General features: G+C 53.0%; 17 protein-coding genes. 3 read left to right on the forward strand and 14 right to left on the reverse strand.

Features of this window, described 5'->3' with window-relative positions:
• Positions 1 to 22: 22 nt before the first annotated feature.
• Both AB8B75_RS13065 and AB8B75_RS13070 read left to right on the forward strand, forming a co-directional pair.
• Positions 23 to 646, forward strand: coding sequence for a PEP-CTERM sorting domain-containing protein (locus AB8B75_RS13065; RefSeq protein WP_405362849.1), 624 nt, complete (start codon positions 23 to 25; stop codon positions 644 to 646).
• A 4-nt stretch (positions 647 to 650) separates the two neighbouring features.
• Positions 651 to 1,268, forward strand: a complete 618-nt coding sequence (locus AB8B75_RS13070) for a hypothetical protein (protein ID WP_405362851.1) — start codon at positions 651 to 653, stop codon at positions 1,266 to 1,268.
• On the opposite strand, the gene AB8B75_RS13075 is transcribed toward AB8B75_RS13070, so the two are convergent.
• The gene (locus AB8B75_RS13075) at positions 1,255 to 1,584 is read right to left on the reverse strand and encodes a hypothetical protein (RefSeq protein ID WP_405362853.1); all 330 of its coding nucleotides are present in this window, start codon (positions 1,582 to 1,584) and stop codon (positions 1,255 to 1,257) included. The genes AB8B75_RS13070 and AB8B75_RS13075 overlap by 14 nt on opposite strands.
• Positions 1,585 to 1,671: 87 nt before the next feature.
• The gene (locus AB8B75_RS13080; protein ID WP_405362854.1) at positions 1,672 to 2,376 is read right to left on the reverse strand and encodes a sugar transferase; all 705 of its coding nucleotides are present in this window, start codon (positions 2,374 to 2,376) and stop codon (positions 1,672 to 1,674) included.
• A gap of 365 nt (positions 2,377 to 2,741) precedes the next feature.
• Here AB8B75_RS13080 and AB8B75_RS13085 point away from each other — a divergent pair, with 365 nt between their 5' ends.
• Entirely contained in the window at positions 2,742 to 3,896 is a 1,155-nt protein-coding gene (locus tag AB8B75_RS13085; protein ID WP_405362855.1) for a polysaccharide biosynthesis/export family protein, read from the forward strand.
• A gap of 114 nt (positions 3,897 to 4,010) precedes the next feature.
• Here AB8B75_RS13085 and AB8B75_RS13090 read toward each other — a convergent pair whose 3' ends face one another.
• From AB8B75_RS13090 to AB8B75_RS13145, 12 genes are all read right to left on the reverse strand, one after another.
• Complete coding sequence (locus tag AB8B75_RS13090) at positions 4,011 to 4,970, reverse strand: GDP-L-fucose synthase family protein (protein ID WP_405362857.1); 960 nt, start codon at positions 4,968 to 4,970, stop codon at positions 4,011 to 4,013.
• 10 nt (positions 4,971 to 4,980) lie between these two features.
• Positions 4,981 to 6,102: a GDP-mannose 4,6-dehydratase gene (gene gmd, locus AB8B75_RS13095; RefSeq protein ID WP_405362859.1), complete on the reverse strand. Its 1,122-nt coding sequence runs from the start codon at positions 6,100 to 6,102 to the stop codon at positions 4,981 to 4,983.
• A 15-nt stretch (positions 6,103 to 6,117) separates the two neighbouring features.
• A complete protein-coding gene (locus AB8B75_RS13100; protein ID WP_405362861.1) occupies positions 6,118 to 6,861 on the reverse strand; it encodes a glycosyltransferase family 2 protein in 744 nt (247 codons plus the stop codon).
• Between the two features lie 12 nt (positions 6,862 to 6,873).
• The gene (locus tag AB8B75_RS13105; protein WP_405362863.1) at positions 6,874 to 7,788 is read right to left on the reverse strand and encodes a glycosyltransferase family 2 protein; all 915 of its coding nucleotides are present in this window, start codon (positions 7,786 to 7,788) and stop codon (positions 6,874 to 6,876) included.
• Between the two features lie 50 nt (positions 7,789 to 7,838).
• The gene (locus AB8B75_RS13110) at positions 7,839 to 8,390 is read right to left on the reverse strand and encodes an acetyltransferase (protein ID WP_405362865.1); all 552 of its coding nucleotides are present in this window, start codon (positions 8,388 to 8,390) and stop codon (positions 7,839 to 7,841) included.
• On the reverse strand, positions 8,387 to 9,775 hold the full coding sequence (locus AB8B75_RS13115; protein WP_405362867.1) for a Coenzyme F420 hydrogenase/dehydrogenase, beta subunit C-terminal domain: 1,389 nt from the start codon (positions 9,773 to 9,775) through the stop codon (positions 8,387 to 8,389). The genes AB8B75_RS13110 and AB8B75_RS13115 overlap by 4 nt, the downstream gene beginning before the upstream one ends.
• Entirely contained in the window at positions 9,772 to 10,956 is a 1,185-nt protein-coding gene (locus AB8B75_RS13120) for a polysaccharide pyruvyl transferase family protein (protein ID WP_405362868.1), read from the reverse strand. The genes AB8B75_RS13115 and AB8B75_RS13120 overlap by 4 nt, the downstream gene beginning before the upstream one ends.
• Positions 10,957 to 11,016: 60 nt before the next feature.
• Positions 11,017 to 12,204, reverse strand: coding sequence for a glycosyltransferase (locus AB8B75_RS13125; protein WP_405362870.1), 1,188 nt, complete (start codon positions 12,202 to 12,204; stop codon positions 11,017 to 11,019).
• Between the two features lie 101 nt (positions 12,205 to 12,305).
• Positions 12,306 to 13,151, reverse strand: a complete 846-nt coding sequence (locus AB8B75_RS13130) for a glycosyltransferase family 2 protein (RefSeq protein ID WP_405362871.1) — start codon at positions 13,149 to 13,151, stop codon at positions 12,306 to 12,308.
• Positions 13,148 to 14,404: an O-antigen ligase family protein gene (locus AB8B75_RS13135; protein WP_405362873.1), complete on the reverse strand. Its 1,257-nt coding sequence runs from the start codon at positions 14,402 to 14,404 to the stop codon at positions 13,148 to 13,150. The genes AB8B75_RS13130 and AB8B75_RS13135 overlap by 4 nt, the downstream gene beginning before the upstream one ends.
• Positions 14,405 to 14,610: 206 nt before the next feature.
• Positions 14,611 to 15,555, reverse strand: coding sequence for a sulfotransferase family protein (locus AB8B75_RS13140; protein ID WP_405362874.1), 945 nt, complete (start codon positions 15,553 to 15,555; stop codon positions 14,611 to 14,613).
• On the reverse strand, positions 15,552 to 16,844 hold the full coding sequence (locus tag AB8B75_RS13145) for an MATE family efflux transporter (protein WP_405362875.1): 1,293 nt from the start codon (positions 16,842 to 16,844) through the stop codon (positions 15,552 to 15,554). Before AB8B75_RS13145 ends, AB8B75_RS13140 begins: the two co-directional genes overlap by 4 nt.
• Between the last annotated feature and the right edge of the window lie 158 nt (positions 16,845 to 17,002).

Genomic DNA, 17,002 nt, shown 5'->3' on the forward strand with positions numbered 1-17,002 from the left:
GGAAAAAAGTTGGGTTATTGATATGATGGTTAAACGTTTTCTAGCGGTCACGGCGACTGCGATTACAATGGCAGGCGCGGCGATTGCTGCTCCGGTTTCGTTCACTCTTGACGCCTTCGTGACGTCGAACTTCAATGCGTCTACAGGTCTGCAAGAAACTAATTTTGTAGACCCGGACAACCCGGCCGGCACATTGAGCTTGTCCTACGATACCGACGATGTCTTCTTCTCGTTCGTTTTTTTTGATGGGTTGAATTTAAACCCAACGTCTTTTGACCTTAGCCTCACGCTTGGAGGCGTGTCGCAGACTTGGAGCCAACCGGAATTTCTTTTCGCTTTTGCAATCGCGGATGAAGCAACGGGAACTGAGCTTGAAGAGGCAGGGTTCTTTCTGGCCACCTCGGACGCAAGCGCATCGCTGGCTGATCCCAACATCATCGGCATCGCGCCTGACCTGTTCTCGTTCGGCGGTGAATTCATGCGCTTTGATGAGTTTGGTGCTGCGGTCGGCATTAACCTGGAAATCAGCAGCATTGAACCACTGGACGATCTACCCACTCCTGTGCCAGTACCCGGTTCCTTGCCATTGCTGTTAACTGGCGCTTTTGCAGTTGTTGCATTGCGCAGAAGAAACAAAAAGTCCTGACCGGATGCGGGTTTTTTACGGGGCGCTCCTGATCCTGTCAGGGGCGTCTATTTTTTTGACACTCTCCAATGTGCCGGCGTTTGACGCCGATTTGCGCAAACCAACCATTTTCGGCGATTGGCGGGTCGCGACAAATTCCGCAATGTACGACAAGGCGACTTATGCGTTTCAACGGGGCTATGGTTTTCTGGCAGCAGATGCGCTGGTTTCTTCGGAAACTGAAGCCGGCGATGAGATTGCCACAATTGAGATGGCTGAGAAGCGCGCGCGGGCTGCAGTAGATGCTTTGGAGGAATCTATCGACTCTGACCCAGGCAACGCTCACGCCTGGGCATCGCTTGCCTGGGGGCATGCCCGTCTGGGTGCCGATGAGATTGCTTTGACATCACTCAGGAACTCGTGGGAATTGGCACCTTACAACAGAGTATTGGCTGCCACCCGGGTCAATCTCGTCAGCATAGTCACCACACCTGAACTGGCGAACATTCGTTTGTCGGAACAGGATATCCAAGCCGTAAAGCGTGATTTTTCCACGCTGCGCCGCTTCGATCATGAAACATTTGAATTTTATACCGACGCGGCACCTTACCTAAAAGAGTTGGCTGGCATCAGGTCGGACTGACGTCTTCATCCTGAAAGGTGACGATGTCTTCCTGAAGCTGCTCGTTTTCCACGGGGACGCTTGGAATGACGCGAAGTAACGCCACGAGTTGTCCACGACGGACGTTCAAAGACTGCTGCTGACTTCTAAAGACCGCCAGTTGGCGCGCGGGACCACCGGCGTCGATGAGTGTTTGAAGGTCAGAAATCTGTACTGAAATTTCATCAATGCGCATATTCAGAGACGCCACCAATTCTTCATTTGCCATGGCTGACGCAGGCACAGATGCCATCGTCAACAAAGCTGCTGCCATTAAGCTCGTTCTTACTCTATTCATCGTTCAACTCCGTTGGCCTTGGCTTCAAAGTTATAGCTCAAAGATTGGTTCAAATTCAATTCCGTAGTCGTTCTATTGATCGTGGCGTTACTTTGCCCCGATCCCGCTCGTGACAACACCAATTGTGCGGTAGAGGATGTATAAATCCATGCGTCCACAACTGCGTTCCACGTAGAGATTGTCGTATTTGGTTTTTACTTTCGTCGCAGTCTCGTCTTCTACATATCCTTGTTCGACCTGAGCCAAGCCGGTTATTCCCGGTTTGACGCGATGGCGCTCAGAATACCCGTGAATTTTACCAGAGTAGTATTCAACATGGCTTGCCGCGTCAGGCCGTGGCCCAACCACGCTCATTTCACCGCGCAGGACATTTATGAGGTTGGGGATCTCATCCAGACGGGATCTCCGCAGCATACCCCCCAAAATCGTAATCCGTTCTTCTTCAAGCGCCACGTTTGGGTCGCGGCTTTCAATTTCTGAGGGCATCATCGTACGGAATTTCCACATGCGGAAAGGCTGTCCAAACTGACCAACGCGGAATTGCCTGAAAAATACGGGTCCTGGGTTCAGAAACGGGTTCACCACCCACAAGACCATCGCCATTAATGCGATCAGCGGTAGCGCTGAAACAGCGCACACCAAGTCCAGAACGAATCTGAAGGCACGGTATTTGAAAGACCAATTGGGGACGTCCTTTGTCAGCAAATCCTCAATTTGATAGGTGCTTGGGCACAGAACAGGGCTGCCGGAGCAAAACTCTGTGTAGTGGTCGATGTTAAAATATCGTCGCATTGCAAAGGAACCATCCAACTAAGAAAACACTCGATTACCGTTCATCAATAACTTTTCAAAGTTAGCATGGAGCGTGTCGCGGAAAAACGATAACTTATTATTTTTGCTCATAATTCTGTTATGTATGGGTAAAAACAACCACAGGGTATTTTCCCTTCAACCATGGCAAGAAAATGTTAACCACGCTGTGCAAAAAATACGCATCATCCTCTGCAGTTTGAGGTGCACTACCTGATTCTCACGCGTCAGGTTGCCTTCGATCTGTGGCACGCATCCCACAAGCGGGATAAAGCAAATCTGTCGTAATTGCCTTGAACCCTGATGATGTGTTCATGTGGTCAAAAATATTCGAGCGAGTGGTTTCAATGCGATATATAGCCGGACTAATGGCCACGGCCCTCTTGTTTGGGTGCGCTGGAAGTGGCCCCCGCACAGAAAGTATTTTTACCGACGAGCAAGCCGTTATTGCTGAGAGCGAACAGGATATACCCTTTGCCGTGGTTGCGATTAGTTCGCGTTCTGCAAAGGCGTCATCTGACTGGCTTGATCGCTCGCAATCCGCAAGTTTCATCCCGGACACCGGATCTGCTCCCGTAGTGATTGGCCCCAGCGATATTTTGGAAGTCTCGATTGTATCGACCAGCGAAAGTGGCTTCATCGATCTGACAAATTCGACCTTGTCGCCGATTTCCACAACTACATTGCCTTCTCAAGAGGTCGGGTCGGATGGCATGATCAGTGTGCCGCCGCTTGGTCGCGTCAGTGCCCAAGGCCAAACTGCGCAAGACTTTGAACAATTGCTAGAAAGCCGTCTCGGAGAGGTTCTTGTTGATCCTTCGGTGATCGTGCGCATTTCCGAACGTCGAAGCGCGCGGGTCTCCATCTTGGGTGCTGTTGTCAACCCGGGCACATTTTCGCTTAACCAGAACAACATGTTCTTGGTTGAAGTGTTGGCTGAAGCGGGCGGCCCTGATGGTCGTTCCGAAGATTTGGAAATTTCGTTGAGCCGCCAAGGTGTTACAGGCCGAGCCACATTGAATCGGGTGTACGAAAACCCAAGTCTGAACATTCATATGCGTGCGGGAGATGTCATTTCGGTTGAGCCTCCAAACCGCCGTTTGACCGTTTTAGGCGCCGGTGGTGTGAACAATACAATTACATACGACCAGCCCGTTATCAGTCTCGCGGAAGCACTCAGCCGTGCGGGCGGGCTTCTCAACCGTCGCGCCGACAAAAAGGGCGTATTTGTATACCGTGAGATATCGTCTGCCGCCGCAGCAGATCTGGGTATTGATGTCACTGTTTTTGGGTCCGGCCCAGTGCCGGCGATATTCAATATCGATCTATCGAAGCCGCAAGCCTTGTTCGCTGCTAAAGAATTCAAAATGGGAAGAAATGACCTGATCTATATATCCGACAGTGTGAACGAGGAAATCTCGGCAGTGTTTGGGGTCTTGACGAACTTCACACCAACGCCAGCGGAATATGTCAGGGATGCAACGATCGGTACGTCAAACTAATTGTTGAACTGCCCGATTTAAAAAAGAAAACGCCCCAAAACCGGGTTTTGGTTTTGGGGCGTTTTCTGACTTGGCGGCGATGCTATAAGATCAATTATTTCACTGAAGTCGTTATTATGATTGCCGGAGCGCGCGCTCGCTTTGATCCAGAAACCAAGCATAAGTTTCTTGGATGCCATCCTCAAGATCAATTGTCGCCTGCCACCCCATGCGCGAAAGGCGGCTTACATCCATCAGTTTGCGCGGGGTCCCGTCCGGCTTGGTCGCGTCAAATACAATGTCGCCCTGGAAACCGGTGGTGCGCGCAATTGTTTCAGCCAAGTCATGGATCGATACGTCGGTGCCGGAGCCCACATTGATATGGCTCATCATTGGATCTGTTTCTCGGTCGTAGGTTGCTTTGTCGAGCTCCATGACGAACAAAGTTGCATCTGCCATATCGTCTACATGAAGGAACTCCCGCCGCGGTGTGCCGGAACCCCAGACAGATACAGTATTTGCGCCTGATTGAGTCGCTTGGTGAAATCGGCGGATCAATGCAGGCAGAACGTGGCTGTTTTCCGGATGAAAATTATCCCCGGGCCCGTACAGGTTGGTTGGCATCACCGAGCGGTAATCAACCCCATACTGACGATTGTAGCTTTCACAAAGCTTGATCCCTGCAATCTTAGCGATCGCATAGGGCTCATTCGTAGATTCCAGAGGTCCCGTCAGCAGTGCATCCTCCCGCATCGGTTGGTCGGCCAACTTTGGATAAATGCAGGATGACCCTAAAAACAGCAGGTTCTGAACGCCAGCCTCGAAGGCCTGATGGATGACATTCGATTCTATCATGATGTTTTCGTAGATAAATTCGGCAGGGTATGTGTTATTGGCGTGGATACCACCAACCTTGGCCGCAGCCAGGATAACAGTGTCGGGTTTTTCAATTTGCATGAAACTCCGCACGGCGGCCTGCTGGGTGAGATCGAGTTCTGCATGGGTGCGCGTCAGTGTCTCAACACCCTGTACCTGCAGTTTTCGCAGGATGGCGCTGCCCACCATGCCCCGATGTCCTGCAACGTAAGTGCTCATGATATGATCCTCAGCTTTCCAAAGAAACGGGCAGATCGAGACCGTGTTCTTTTAGCAGCGCAACCCTTTTTGCGGACTTGAGGTCTTCGTCCACCATTTCCGCACACATCTCACGCGCTGTGATCTCAGGCTCCCAACCCAGCAGGTTTTTGGCTTTGGACGGGTCACCCAGCAGAGTTTCGACCTCTGCGGGCCGAAAGTACCTTGCGTCAATGCGGACGATGACATCGCCTTTTTTAACACCAGGTGATTTGACTCCGGCGATGGCATCGACAATGCCTTTTTCTTCCAGTCCGGTCCCTTCGAAACGCAAGGTGATCCCAAGGTCCTGAGCGGCCCATGTGATGAAGTCGCGCACCGAATACTGTTTGCCGGTCGCGATCACGAAGTCCTCTGCTGTGTCTTGTTGCAGCATCATCCACTGCATACGCACGTAGTCTTTGGCGTGCCCCCAGTCGCGCAACGCGTCGATGTTACCCATGTAGAGACAGTCTTCCAATCCTTGTGCAATATGGGTCAGCCCACGTGTGATTTTTCGGGTAACAAAGGTCTCGCCGCGGCGTGGACTTTCGTGATTGAACAAAATGCCATTGCAGGCATACATCCCGTAAGCCTCGCGGTAGTTGACCGTGATCCAATAGGCATACATCTTGGCCACCGCATAGGGGCTGCGCGGATGGAAGGGCGTGGTCTCGGTCTGCGGGACCTCTTGCACCAGCCCGTAAAGCTCGGAGGTGGAAGCCTGATAAAACCGCGTGCTGCGCTCCATACCCAAAAACCGGATGGCCTCTAGCAGACGCAAGGTGCCGGTTGCATCCACGTCGGCCGTGTATTCTGGCGCTTCAAAACTCACCGCTACATGCGATTGAGCCCCGAGGTTATACACTTCATCGGGTCGCACCTGTTCCAGAATGCGCGTCATGTTGGAGCTGTCCGTCAGGTCGCCATAATGCAGTTTCAGCTGCGGATTACTTTCATGCGGGTCTTGATAAATGTGATCTATCCGTTGGGTATTGAACGAGGACGCACGACGTTTGATGCCGTGGACATCGTAGCCTTTTTCCAACAGGAGTTCCGCAAGGTATGAACCGTCTTGGCCGGTGATCCCGGTGATAAGTGCCGTCTTACTCATTCGAATACTCGCTTTTCATAACCTGAATTGACTGATTTTACGAATGTTCTTGCGCATCAAGGCGTGCACACCGCCGACGCCGTTGTTGCGTAAGGCTCGGTAATCTTCCGTACTTTTTCGAAGGATGCGCGACAGCGACCGATTGCTTTCTCCGCCGACGCGCATCTTGACCATCACCTGCGGGATATAGGCGGCCCGCAGATGTCCCGTCCAGAGCCAACGCAGCATTGCGTCATAATCCGCTGCGATCTGAAAGGACGTATCATAGTTGCCAAGCCGCTCCAGCATTGCGCTGCGGATGTAAAACGTTGGATGGGGTGGCATCCAGCCATGCCTTAAAAGATCACGTTTGTAAGGTCCGGAAGTCCAGTGCCGAATGACCCGATCGACATCATGGGCCGCGACATATTGCAGGTCGCCGTAGACGCAATCGACTTGCGGATCTTCGAAGGTCTCCGCCACCTGCTGCACCACGGTGTCATTGGCAAAGACATCATCGGAATGCATCAGGCCAATCACATCACCGGTCGCGCGCTCTATGCCACGGTTGATTGCATCATAGATGCCATCGTCCGGCATGCTGACAAGGTTGATCCTGGGGTTTCGCACAGAGTGGATGATTTCCAGCGTGCCATCGGTAGATCCGCCGTCCTGTATTACATGTTCGATATTCTGCCAGGACTGACCTTGAACAGAGGCCAAGGCCTCGGCCACGGTGGCCGCACGGTTGTAAACGGCTGTGATAATGGATATTTTCATCTCAACATCAATTTACTGAGACCGATTATCCATGAGGTTAATGCCCAGAACATTTCGGATCGCGGTGGTAACATCTGCATCATGTTTTTTCATGTAGGCTTTCACTTCGAAAAGCTTGAGATCCACGAGATATCTGTACCAAAACCCCTGAAGAACGTGAAAAGCGGTACCTTCCTTGCCATCCAAAAAGCCCAACCGGATGAAGTAGCGATAGAAAAAATAGACAAAGGCCCGCAGGCCGCCGGGAAGACGCACATAGAGTTTTTCCTTAAGCCAACGCTTGAGACCGGCCTGTTGACCGCCGCCAAAATCGGCGATCGTTTCATGGGTCATGAAGCCGTATTCAAGGTTTAGCAAATCAACGACTTCACGCGCCGCATAGGAATTGTGTTTATCGGTCCACCACGTCAGCGAATTGAGATTGTCATCAACGATTTCCCCGGCGAACCCCATCGTTTCACCTTCAACAAGGAGGTGCTCATCCATCCATCTGTTTTCGCACCGACCATGGCCATATCTGAAAATCCGCAAGACACGGACGGGGAAAACACCCCCCCACCGAATGGGGCGGCCCAGGAATTTCATACGCCGAGAGACATAAACGCCTGTTTTATCTACCGGAGGCCCCGTCAAAAACGCTTTGATTTCCGAAGCCAGCCGCGGTGTGACCACCTCATCTGCATCCAGTCGCAACACCCATTGCGTGTCGGCAGGCAGCTGATCCAAGGCCCAGTTGAACTGGGTTGCATAGTTGACCCAAGGGTTTTCAAGCACCGTAGCGCCAGCGGTTTTTGCCAGCGTTACGGTCTGGTCCGTCGATCCACAATCCACGATAATGCAGCGGTCGGCTATGCCCGTCAGCGAGCGCAGCGCGCGCGCAATATGGCGTTCTTCGTTTTTGGTCAGAATGATGGCCGTCAACATCATGCGATCAACTTGTCTTTGCCCAACGGCGGTTTCCCCCGGCGCTTGTCATATCATTGATCGATTTCTCGGGCAGACAGCCGCCGGGCTGGATTGCCAGCATAGATACTCCACTTGTCCAAGTCGCGGGTCGCGACCGCGCGCGCTCCGAGGATTGCCCCGTCGCCAATGCAAATACCCGGCCCGACATACGCCTCGGCGCAAACCCAGGCCTGTTTTCCAATCGCGATGGGGGCAAAGATAAGTCCGCGCTTGAGGGTATGCGTTTCGTGGCTGGCAGAACAAAGAAAACTGCGCTGACTGACGGTCGCGTAATCGCCAATGGTGATGGGCGCCACGTTGTAACAATCCACGCCATCTGCAAGGCAGGAAAAATCACCCATCTTAAGGTTCTTGGGTGACCAGATGCGGCAACTGGCATCGACCCTGCACCCGCGGCCGATGGTGGCCCCAAAGCAGCGCAATAAAAAGCGTCGCCACCCTTTGAAAAGTGGCCCCGGAGTTGTCCGGAAAAGTGTAACCCGCGCCAACACCCAGATCGCGCGCGCGGCCTTGTGACGTGTTCCGAAGTGGTCAACATACAGGCGTTTTGGTTGGTCATTCATGACCGAACGCCGGACATCAAAGCTTGCAGCCTGATGGTCAGAACACGGAAAAAAGCGACACAAAGCTCCAGGCGGCGCAGGTGTTTGAATGTGCTTTTCATATCGCGATCATATATATAAAAGTCTTTTTTATCCAAAGCGTTACGGAAAGAGTGACGCGATTTTTGGGAGGCATCCATTCGTAACTTGTATATCCGCGCGCGCAAGGCGTTGGGTTGGCTTATGTCTGGCAAGTTGCGTTTTACTGGGACCCACAGTCCAAGGGACTCGGCCAGATGCAAGCGATAGGCCAGCCCTTCGCGTCGTTGCCTAAACCCGCCTGCTTGCGCCTGTCGTGCTTCTTTTGCGGTCATTGGGTCGATCTTGATGCGGCCCTCCGCCGATGCGTTATCAATTATTGTACTTAGAGTTTCGTTGCGTGACACCACCATATTTTTGCCTTGCCAATCAAAGGCATATCGAGGCAACCAAGCATCGCCAATTGTGAGGTCTGCGGTTTCTCCGACGACATCGTCACAGTAATTGCAAGCCTCCGGCATCATGGCTCCGAGATTGAATTTGCCGCCGGTAATCGGGGCGGAATCATGTACGGAAGTGACACCCGTTTGCTTGTTTTCTATGCCAAAGAAGTATGCCTTAGCCGGGACGTTTTGAGATTTGACCCGAAAGGTAATTGCGCCAATATCCTTCGGTTCAATGCCTGTTGCCCATCCCAGCGAGGTAGCCCAATGCGTGCTTTTGAGGTGTCCGCACACAAGGGCCATGGCAAAGACAATACGCTCGGCGACCACCTTGTCGGCGAGTTGCGCACGCCTTATGGCTTTGACCATGCAGGGGACACCGACAAACAGATATTTGCCAGGAACCTGCTTTACCTGCGCCAAAACCTGCGAGATTTCCACCACATGGTAGTGTGAATGGGCAGCACTGCGCACCTCATCAACGGTGCGGCTGATTTGGTACCTGAAGAATGGGTCTTCGGCATGATCTCGTGCAACGGGACCGGCATGAATGACCCCATCCACCAGTCCCAGGCGCAGTAGTTCAACCGCGATCCACGATCCCATACCACCCGAACTGCCAGACTCTCGAAAGCCCTGCTCTTCAACGTGAGCGGCAAAGACATCGATGTGTTTGCCCAGATGTTCGTCTCTGTGCGGTGTTTGTTGAAGAAAACGGTCCGCTAACACATCTTCGTTTAGCTCAGGCGCCAGAAACGGGCAGATTTTTTCGACTTCGCTGTCGAGCGCGTCAACACCCTCGTCAAAATGAGGCTTATAGAAACCGTAATCATCAAGTTTCATTTCGCTGCCAACTGCAAAGGCGCACGCGCCGCACCCGACACACAGATCGTTGTCCAATACCGCACGCAAACCATTGCTCACGCGCAAGTTCTCCGACTTGCTGGGGGCTTACCCGCTTCAAGACTACATGCGGCGAGTTGCTTTTGCAGGAACTCGGCACCCGTTTGTCTGACCGCAGCAAGGCGCGTATTGACGGGTTCCCAGTCTATCGGGGTCGCAGCAAGCCGCCTGACTTGACCTGCGTCGCTACTGAGCACCATTCTGTCTTCGAGACCGGAAAGCTTCAGCAGATTTTGCGCCCTTGTGTTCAGGCTTCCCCGCTTGCCGGGCAAGGCCACGGCGATGAAAGGACGGTTCAGAACGATACTCAGAGCAATTCCATGAAACGAATTGCTGATCACCATTTTGGACCGCGCTAACATTTGCAACCATTCAACCGGCCCAGGAGCGGCGCCTTCGCCGATGTCGCGCCAACGTTGCCGGCTGTTACGAGAGGAGATCAACGGGCCGCCGAGTTCAGATTGCACTGTTTCCGCGACATCGCGAATAGTCTCGTCTGTGCGTAGCGCATAGCAGAAAGTGCTGTCATCGCGGGTCAATGTGTCGGCAAGTAATGCATCAAACTGCCCAAGCAATATTGTGGGGTCCGGGACCACCAAGGCGCCATTTGCACCCCCGCATGCGGTTTGGATGATGTCTAGCCCACTGTCTTCGCGAACCGCGATTGCATCCAGCTCCCCCAACATGTGGGCGAGTTGCGAATGGTATTTTGCTTCGATTGAGGCGCGCCCGAAACTGGGCGCATAGGCGACTTTCCGGGCGTGGTCGGTACCGGCGATACTCAGGAAGTAAACAGGGTCAAGTCCCCGCTGGATCGAAGGGTTCCAAATCTGATCGGAACCACAGACCAAAAGCTTACAGTCCGCGACATCCTTTTGGAGTTCGGTGGCGGACAGCCTCCGCGCACCGTTGACCCCCAGTTGATCACGTCGAAATGCATCAAAAGACGCCTTTTGACTGTGATCGCCGAACCATCGCCGCGCCAAATGGGACTGTTTCATATAGAGGATCGTCGCGTTTTTGCGCCACAAGGCTGGGTTCCATGGTCGGTCCAAGGGGCCACCTTCTTCGACATAAGTCGGGTGATAGTTGATGAAATCCGCCGTCACATTCTGGTCTTGGAACCACTTGCGCAAAGCATAGGCCTGATACAAGGCGCCGTAGTTGTCGCTGAAATGATATGTGAAAAGCCCAACTTTCATGGCGTGTTCGCGCGTGTCTCGCGGCGGGTTTTCAAGGTGTTGACGTTTTGATGCGCCATTTTAGTCCAGCCTGACCTGTGGCGGGGGAGGACCGCCTTCCAGCAGCCAGCGATAGGATGCAATCATGTCGCCTGCGATCGCGGGCCATGAAAAATCACGCATCATCCAGGCACGCCCGCGCGCGCCCATGTTCTCTCGCGCTGCATCATCGAGATACATGGCGTTGTTGAGGGCTGCTGCCAGTTCGGAGACCTCTAGATCGATCCACCAACCGCAGCCATGGGTTTGTAGCCCAGCCCAGGGAGCGCCTTTGCTGCTGATGACAGGCACCGAGGCGGCCAGCGCTTCTGTAACTGAAACGGCAAAGTTTTCGCTGCGGCTTGGCAAGACGAAGAGATCGGCCTGCGCATAGGTGTCCCATTTCTGTGATCCGAAGACTGGTTCTGATACTTTGACCCTTTTCAGATTTAATGCGTAGGCCAGTTTCTGCAGCTCTGCTTTATGTCCGACTTGATCCGGGCCAATCACTTGAAGTTGCCACTCAGGGTGGGCCTTTTCTATCTGCGCCCAAGCACGGATCAGCAGGTTCAGACCCTTATGGGGATGCAGACGCCCGAGAGACAGCACAGTTCGGGTTTGTCGGTTGCGATCCAGCGTGCGGGCAGGGCGGACATCAATGCCATTTGGAATGATGGTGACTGGTTGGCCCAGGCCGTGGTTTCTAATCTCTTCATATTCTGAAATCGCGGTTGCATGGAACATCGACACACGATCAAGCGCTTTGTTTTGGCAGGCCAAAGCGAAGAGTTTCTTTCGCCCGCGAGATACCTGCATGGCCGTGGGGGAAAGCATGCCACGGGGAGCTACAGTCAAGGGTTTACCAGAGCGCTGAGCCGCTTGCGCAGCGTAGATAAGGGGCATTTGCCACAAGCCGTGCGCGTGCAGAACATCACTGTCACCCGCTTCAAGTGCGGCCCGAAGAGCGCGAGACTTGCCGAGCTTTTGCAAGGCGGGAATTGCTGTCTTGTCCCTCTCGTACCGCAGGTCATGCCATGGTGCGTCGGTGGGCGCGACGGGTGCGCCGAGCGAGTGCAATGTCACGTCATGGCCCGCTTGCCCCTGGCTCAATGCCATGGCAGGGACAGTGTAAGAGGGCCCAGCAGCTTCCATCGCGATGCCACTGACCACATGGGAAATTTTCAAACCCGTTTTCTTCATGGTTTGTGGATCAATCAGTGAATTTTGCATCAGCAAGGGGCGCTCACTCCACCTTCGTTTCTCGTCTGCGTACGATCAGGCCAGGTTTCAAAGGGTTTTATCATACATCCGGCAAACTTCATGATGGGCTTTCAAGATACGGCGCGCGGTTTTGATTTTGGCGTCAGAAGCACACGTGCGTAGGGTCGAACGAAGTAGAATGGCGCGAGCGGTCCGGCAAATTTCCTGCAGAAGTCCCAGTACATCTTAGGGGGTAATCCTTTTGGACCCATTAATGCCCGCAACCGATTGCCCACTGGCGATGTCGCTGCGTAGAACCAGAATTTAGTAGTGTTTGCTTCGCCATTACATGTGGCATTTCGCAATATCATTGGCCGCTTACCCAGACGCGTTGCTTCAAGCCCGATGTACATGTCCAAGGCTTCCTGGCGGTAAAGACCTTGCGCTGGCAGGCGAAACTGCAAAAGCGCTTCACGGCTGATCAGTAAACAGTTCCCGTTGACCGTATCAGCATGGCAGACACCGTTCTCAAAGTCGTCATCTGTTGCTTTTCTGAACCTGAAGAACGGCAGTTTGAAGATTCCACCGTAAAGAAGCTTGTCGTCCCGATCCAACACGGTAGCGGAAACCACCCAGCTGCTATGTTGAGTCGCTGCTTTTACCATATGTGACAGGCAGTGCGGGTCGAGTGTCAGATCATCGTTGAGCAGCCAAAGATGCGTAGCATCTGTTTGAAGAAAATGGTCGATGCCGAGCCGAACTGCGCCACTCCAGAACAAATTGCCATCGGAGCGGTGCACCTCGATTTCCGGGTGCGCTTTCTTTATCGCTTCGAATGTACCGTCTGTTGATCCATCATCGATCACGCATACGGATAGATCCACGCCTTGCGGCCGCGAAATCTGAGCGAGCGAGGACAGCATTTTCAAGGTTGTATTTTTACGATTGTGTACTGGGATGACAGCAAATACCTTCATGAGAACGACCTCTGCGGTAAACTTGGAATTTGCTCATGTGCCACCACGGATGCCATGTAAGGCTGGCGCGTTCCTCGGCGGAGATATGCTGTGTGGCCCCATGCGATGCCAATCAGAGCCCACATGATCATGGAACTGGATTTGGGGTAGAGGCTCGCCTCAATGAAACACCCGCACATCACTGCCAATAAAACGCTGGCTTGCCGTTGCGCGCGGGTGTCGCGAGACCGTGCCGCCATTTTCAGCGTTTGCCAGATGGCCCCCAGAAACAACACACAATAAAATAAGGCGGGTAAAATCCCAAAGGCCAGAAAAACGCTCATTTGCGTGTTGTGAATGGCATATCCAAAGGTCTGGAGAAATTGCGTGTTGCCGCCGCCGAACCAAAAGTAGCCGTCTGAATGCGTAAAAAAGTAAGAAAACTGTTCAATCCGATTGTCGAAGGAAGATGCGCGCAGGCCAACCAGTAAGGTGAACCTTTCTTGAAGCCAGGTAAAAAGGCCAAAATAGGCAGCAGGTGCGACAAACACCGCGATGGCCGTTAAGTAGAGCGCTAGGGCTTTTAACCTGCCAGAGAGTGTTTTGCCGGGTAACCAAATCAAAACGGCCATCACAAGAGACGTGGTTGCCAGAGCGATCCACGTACTGCGGGAAACTGTGATCAAACCAGCAAACAACACGGCCAACACGAACAGCCACCGCCATTTCCCGCGCAATCCGATCATGGCGCTGGCCATTCCAAGCAGCAACAGGATGCCGTATTCGCCGCGCGCATGTACCAAACCGGTATAGCCCGTTTGGAGGATGCCGGACGTGGCGACCCCGCCGGACACACGCTCAAATTCCATAAGTGGAACCCAGCCGACCAAGTGCCCAAAGGCTATACTGATCGCAAGCGCAACACCGATCAAAACCGGCTTCGTCCATAAGGCTGGCCCGAACCTGTAACAAGCTATCGCGGTAAGCAGAGCAAACAGGACACTGGCCCCAAGACGGATTGCGGTGGTCAGGTTTCCGGACATGATGCCTGAAACCATAGCGGCGAGGGCCAGAGCGGCCGCACAAGACGCCAGTGAACGCAATTTACGCGGCACCCGGATCGGGCCCGCGATCAGAACCGAGCGAGCGATGATGGTGACAAAAAGCAGGGTGAGCAATATCTCTGATGGGTTCAGTTCAGCCGGTCCAAGAGGTATGAAAAAGCTGGAAAGCGGCAAAGAGGCCAGTACGAGAAACAGCAAGACTGAGGTCACGCGGTATCCGGAATTTCTTGAAACACTCGTGTGATTGAATCCATCAAGGTTGGGGATATTTTTATACGATGATCTCATATGTGTTAGAATTTGTTCCATTTGCGTGGATATAAGACAAACATAGTTGATTAATCGTCTACCTTCTTGGGTGCTAAGTTAGGTGTTTCCACTCTATCTTTAACGCGTCCGGACAGTTTCGCATTTCATTAGTATAGCAAAGCCGATGGATCACCGGATCGTACAGCTTGTCCTTGCAAGCGAACATAGAGTTCTGCCATGGCCAACTCAACGAATTCGCCGTAAAGAGCCGGAGATCGGCGCGTTTTTAAGGCGCGCAACTCGACTGAAAGATCGGCTTTTCGGTATCCACAATGGGAGAGCGTTTCGGAGTCAATTTTTGCCAAAATCCGTTGCGCCAACCTGCGTCGCGCAGGCGCGTTCAGAACCGTCTTCCAACGGTCGAGAGATGATGTGTCTATACCGGTGCGATCGATGCCATTTTTGTCGCCTCCCGGGTAAAACACTTTGGAAAAATTGGCGGTTTGCGCTGCGTCCGGGTTCAGCCCAAGAAAGCGCATAATTTTCGCAAGCTCTTGATCAGGCGCGGCGACAAAAGCCTCATAGTTGAGGCAAAGCGCGCGGTTGCCGAGCCGCTTATGCGCCAGGCTCAGGTTCTGATAACCACTGGTGAGGTCAAATTCAGCGAACCGCAATCCGCGCGCCTTGTCATTGTTGTGCAGTATCGTGGAAGCCATGACGCTGAGCGGATTGCGCCAGATGAAAATGAATTTTGATTGTGGGAAGGTATCGACGAGCGCATCGGCAATCAGATGATAGCGCGGTGTTTTGTCCAGAAAGTACTCGGCTCCGGTTTCAGAAAGATCATCATAGATGGATTGAGCCATGGTGGCGACGGCTTTGTAATAGTCGGATCGATTGTTCGGCAGGGCGTCAATGGTGCGGTTGAGCGCCTGAAAACAGCTACGTGAGCCGTATTCACTGGCGCTCCCCGATCCTTTCAAGGCGTGCAATGCGGGCAGTAACAACCATGGTTCCGACGCGGAACTGATCTTAGGATGGCTCGCGAGAACCCGTTGCAAAAGTGTGGTGCCGCTTTTTGGCAAACCCATAAGGAACAAGGGGGCCGTCATGGCTTGGGGCTTATGGCAAAAGATACAAGACCCAGGCTTCGGTAGGCTTGCCAAACAACGACGCAGCGCCATGCCAACATTGACACCGCACTGGCCACAGCCGCTCCTGCGTTCCCGTAGGACGGTATCAAGATTGCGTTCAATGCAATGTTTAACACAATGGCAATGGCAATGGATTTCAACACGACATTTTCCCGATTTGTCATTTTCAGCAAAGTATCGATCGTGCCAAAAAGGGAAAGCGCGAGGTAGCCCACCGCGATAATGACCATGGTTGTATAGGCATCTGAAAATTCCGGCCCGAAAGCAAAGTTCAGCAGTGGACGACCGAACAGGATCAGCACGACAGCAATCGGCAATCCAGATAGAAATACGAAGCGGGCAGCTTGTGACAGTTCAACTTGCATGCGTGGCATGTTGGCGTCCGCATAGAGCCGCGCCATGCGCGGACCAGCCACCATCAGAACACCAGATTTGGCGATGAGCACCAGGTTTCCGAATTGGCTGGCGACATGATAGATCGCAACATCAGAAGGGCCCAGCAAACCACGCAACATGACGATATCAGTTTTACTGACAATGATCTGCAGGCCCGCAATCAGGGAAAGCGGCAGGATCCCTTTTGCCCATTTGCGGGTCTCAAAACGTGCCTTCAAGGCAAACCAGTTTCGACCTTTTTGTTTGTAGAGAACATATGTCGCCACAATCAAAGTCCCCGCCGCTGCTAAAATGTAGACACTTATGGCAGAGGTGGCCGTTAGCGTTCCAAAGAAGGGCAGGGACACAACCGCGACCAGAAGAACAAGGTTGAGCAAGCGGGACAGAAGAAGGCCTAGAACTTGACCGGCAAAGTATACCTGAAAGGCGCGCAGTGCCGCCCCGATAACTGCAAGCAGCGCAAGCGCAGGCAAAGCAAAAATTGCAAGGCTGATCAAACTGGTTTCCGGGAAAACGTCGAAGGCTTGTGGAAAAGCAAAAACAATCAGCAGCCAAATGGTCATCATAAGGATAGGTAAAACCAAAGAGAATTGGAATGCCCGAATGAGAAGACCTTTGACCCGCCGGTGGTCGCTAGCGCCGTCTGCAGCCGATGCTTCCCGCACAATCAATTCTGGCAGCCCGGATTGTATGGGGATCGCCAGAATGGTGAGAACGGACAAAGCAAAGATGTAGGACCCGTACTCTGCGGTGTTCAATGCGCGCGCGAGCAGTATGGTGATCAGGAACGAACAGCAAATCGCGGACCCCCTGAGCGCGACGGCCGTTGCAAACCTACTATAGTTGGTCATACGACCCCGGCAGCAGTTCCGCGAGCGTCGTTTTATATCGACAGACTGGCGTAAACTTGTGGGTTGTAAATAGCACGGTTCTTACCAAATTTGCCAAAGCGGGCTGTCCGCTGTTGGCCATCTGATTGCCCTTAAAACAGGACATACCTACAGTCGGC

It is taken from the genome of Roseobacter sp. (assembly GCF_045106495.1).
Taxonomy (GTDB): Bacteria; Pseudomonadota; Alphaproteobacteria; order Rhodobacterales; family Rhodobacteraceae; genus Roseobacter.

Excerpts from the sequence above, each read along its gene's own strand:
- AB8B75_RS13065 (WP_405362849.1), top strand. The coding sequence starts at position 23 with ATGATGGTTAAACGTTTTCTAGCGGTCACGGCGACTGCGATTACAATG.
- AB8B75_RS13070 (WP_405362851.1), top strand. The coding sequence starts at position 651 with ATGCGGGTTTTTTACGGGGCGCTCCTGATCCTGTCAGGGGCGTCTATT.
- AB8B75_RS13075 (WP_405362853.1), bottom strand. The coding sequence starts at position 1,584 with ATGAATAGAGTAAGAACGAGCTTAATGGCAGCAGCTTTGTTGACGATG.
- AB8B75_RS13080 (WP_405362854.1), bottom strand. The coding sequence starts at position 2,376 with ATGCGACGATATTTTAACATCGACCACTACACAGAGTTTTGCTCCGGC.
- AB8B75_RS13085 (WP_405362855.1), top strand. The coding sequence starts at position 2,742 with ATGCGATATATAGCCGGACTAATGGCCACGGCCCTCTTGTTTGGGTGC.
- AB8B75_RS13090 (WP_405362857.1), bottom strand. The coding sequence starts at position 4,970 with ATGAGCACTTACGTTGCAGGACATCGGGGCATGGTGGGCAGCGCCATC.
- gmd (WP_405362859.1), bottom strand. The coding sequence starts at position 6,102 with ATGAGTAAGACGGCACTTATCACCGGGATCACCGGCCAAGACGGTTCA.
- AB8B75_RS13100 (WP_405362861.1), bottom strand. The coding sequence starts at position 6,861 with ATGAAAATATCCATTATCACAGCCGTTTACAACCGTGCGGCCACCGTG.
- AB8B75_RS13105 (WP_405362863.1), bottom strand. The coding sequence starts at position 7,788 with ATGATGTTGACGGCCATCATTCTGACCAAAAACGAAGAACGCCATATT.
- AB8B75_RS13110 (WP_405362865.1), bottom strand. The coding sequence starts at position 8,390 with ATGAATGACCAACCAAAACGCCTGTATGTTGACCACTTCGGAACACGT.
- AB8B75_RS13120 (WP_405362868.1), bottom strand. The coding sequence starts at position 10,956 with ATGAAAGTTGGGCTTTTCACATATCATTTCAGCGACAACTACGGCGCC.
- AB8B75_RS13125 (WP_405362870.1), bottom strand. The coding sequence starts at position 12,204 with ATGCAAAATTCACTGATTGATCCACAAACCATGAAGAAAACGGGTTTG.
- AB8B75_RS13130 (WP_405362871.1), bottom strand. The coding sequence starts at position 13,151 with ATGAAGGTATTTGCTGTCATCCCAGTACACAATCGTAAAAATACAACC.
- AB8B75_RS13140 (WP_405362874.1), bottom strand. The coding sequence starts at position 15,555 with ATGACGGCCCCCTTGTTCCTTATGGGTTTGCCAAAAAGCGGCACCACA.
- AB8B75_RS13145 (WP_405362875.1), bottom strand. The coding sequence starts at position 16,844 with ATGACCAACTATAGTAGGTTTGCAACGGCCGTCGCGCTCAGGGGGTCC.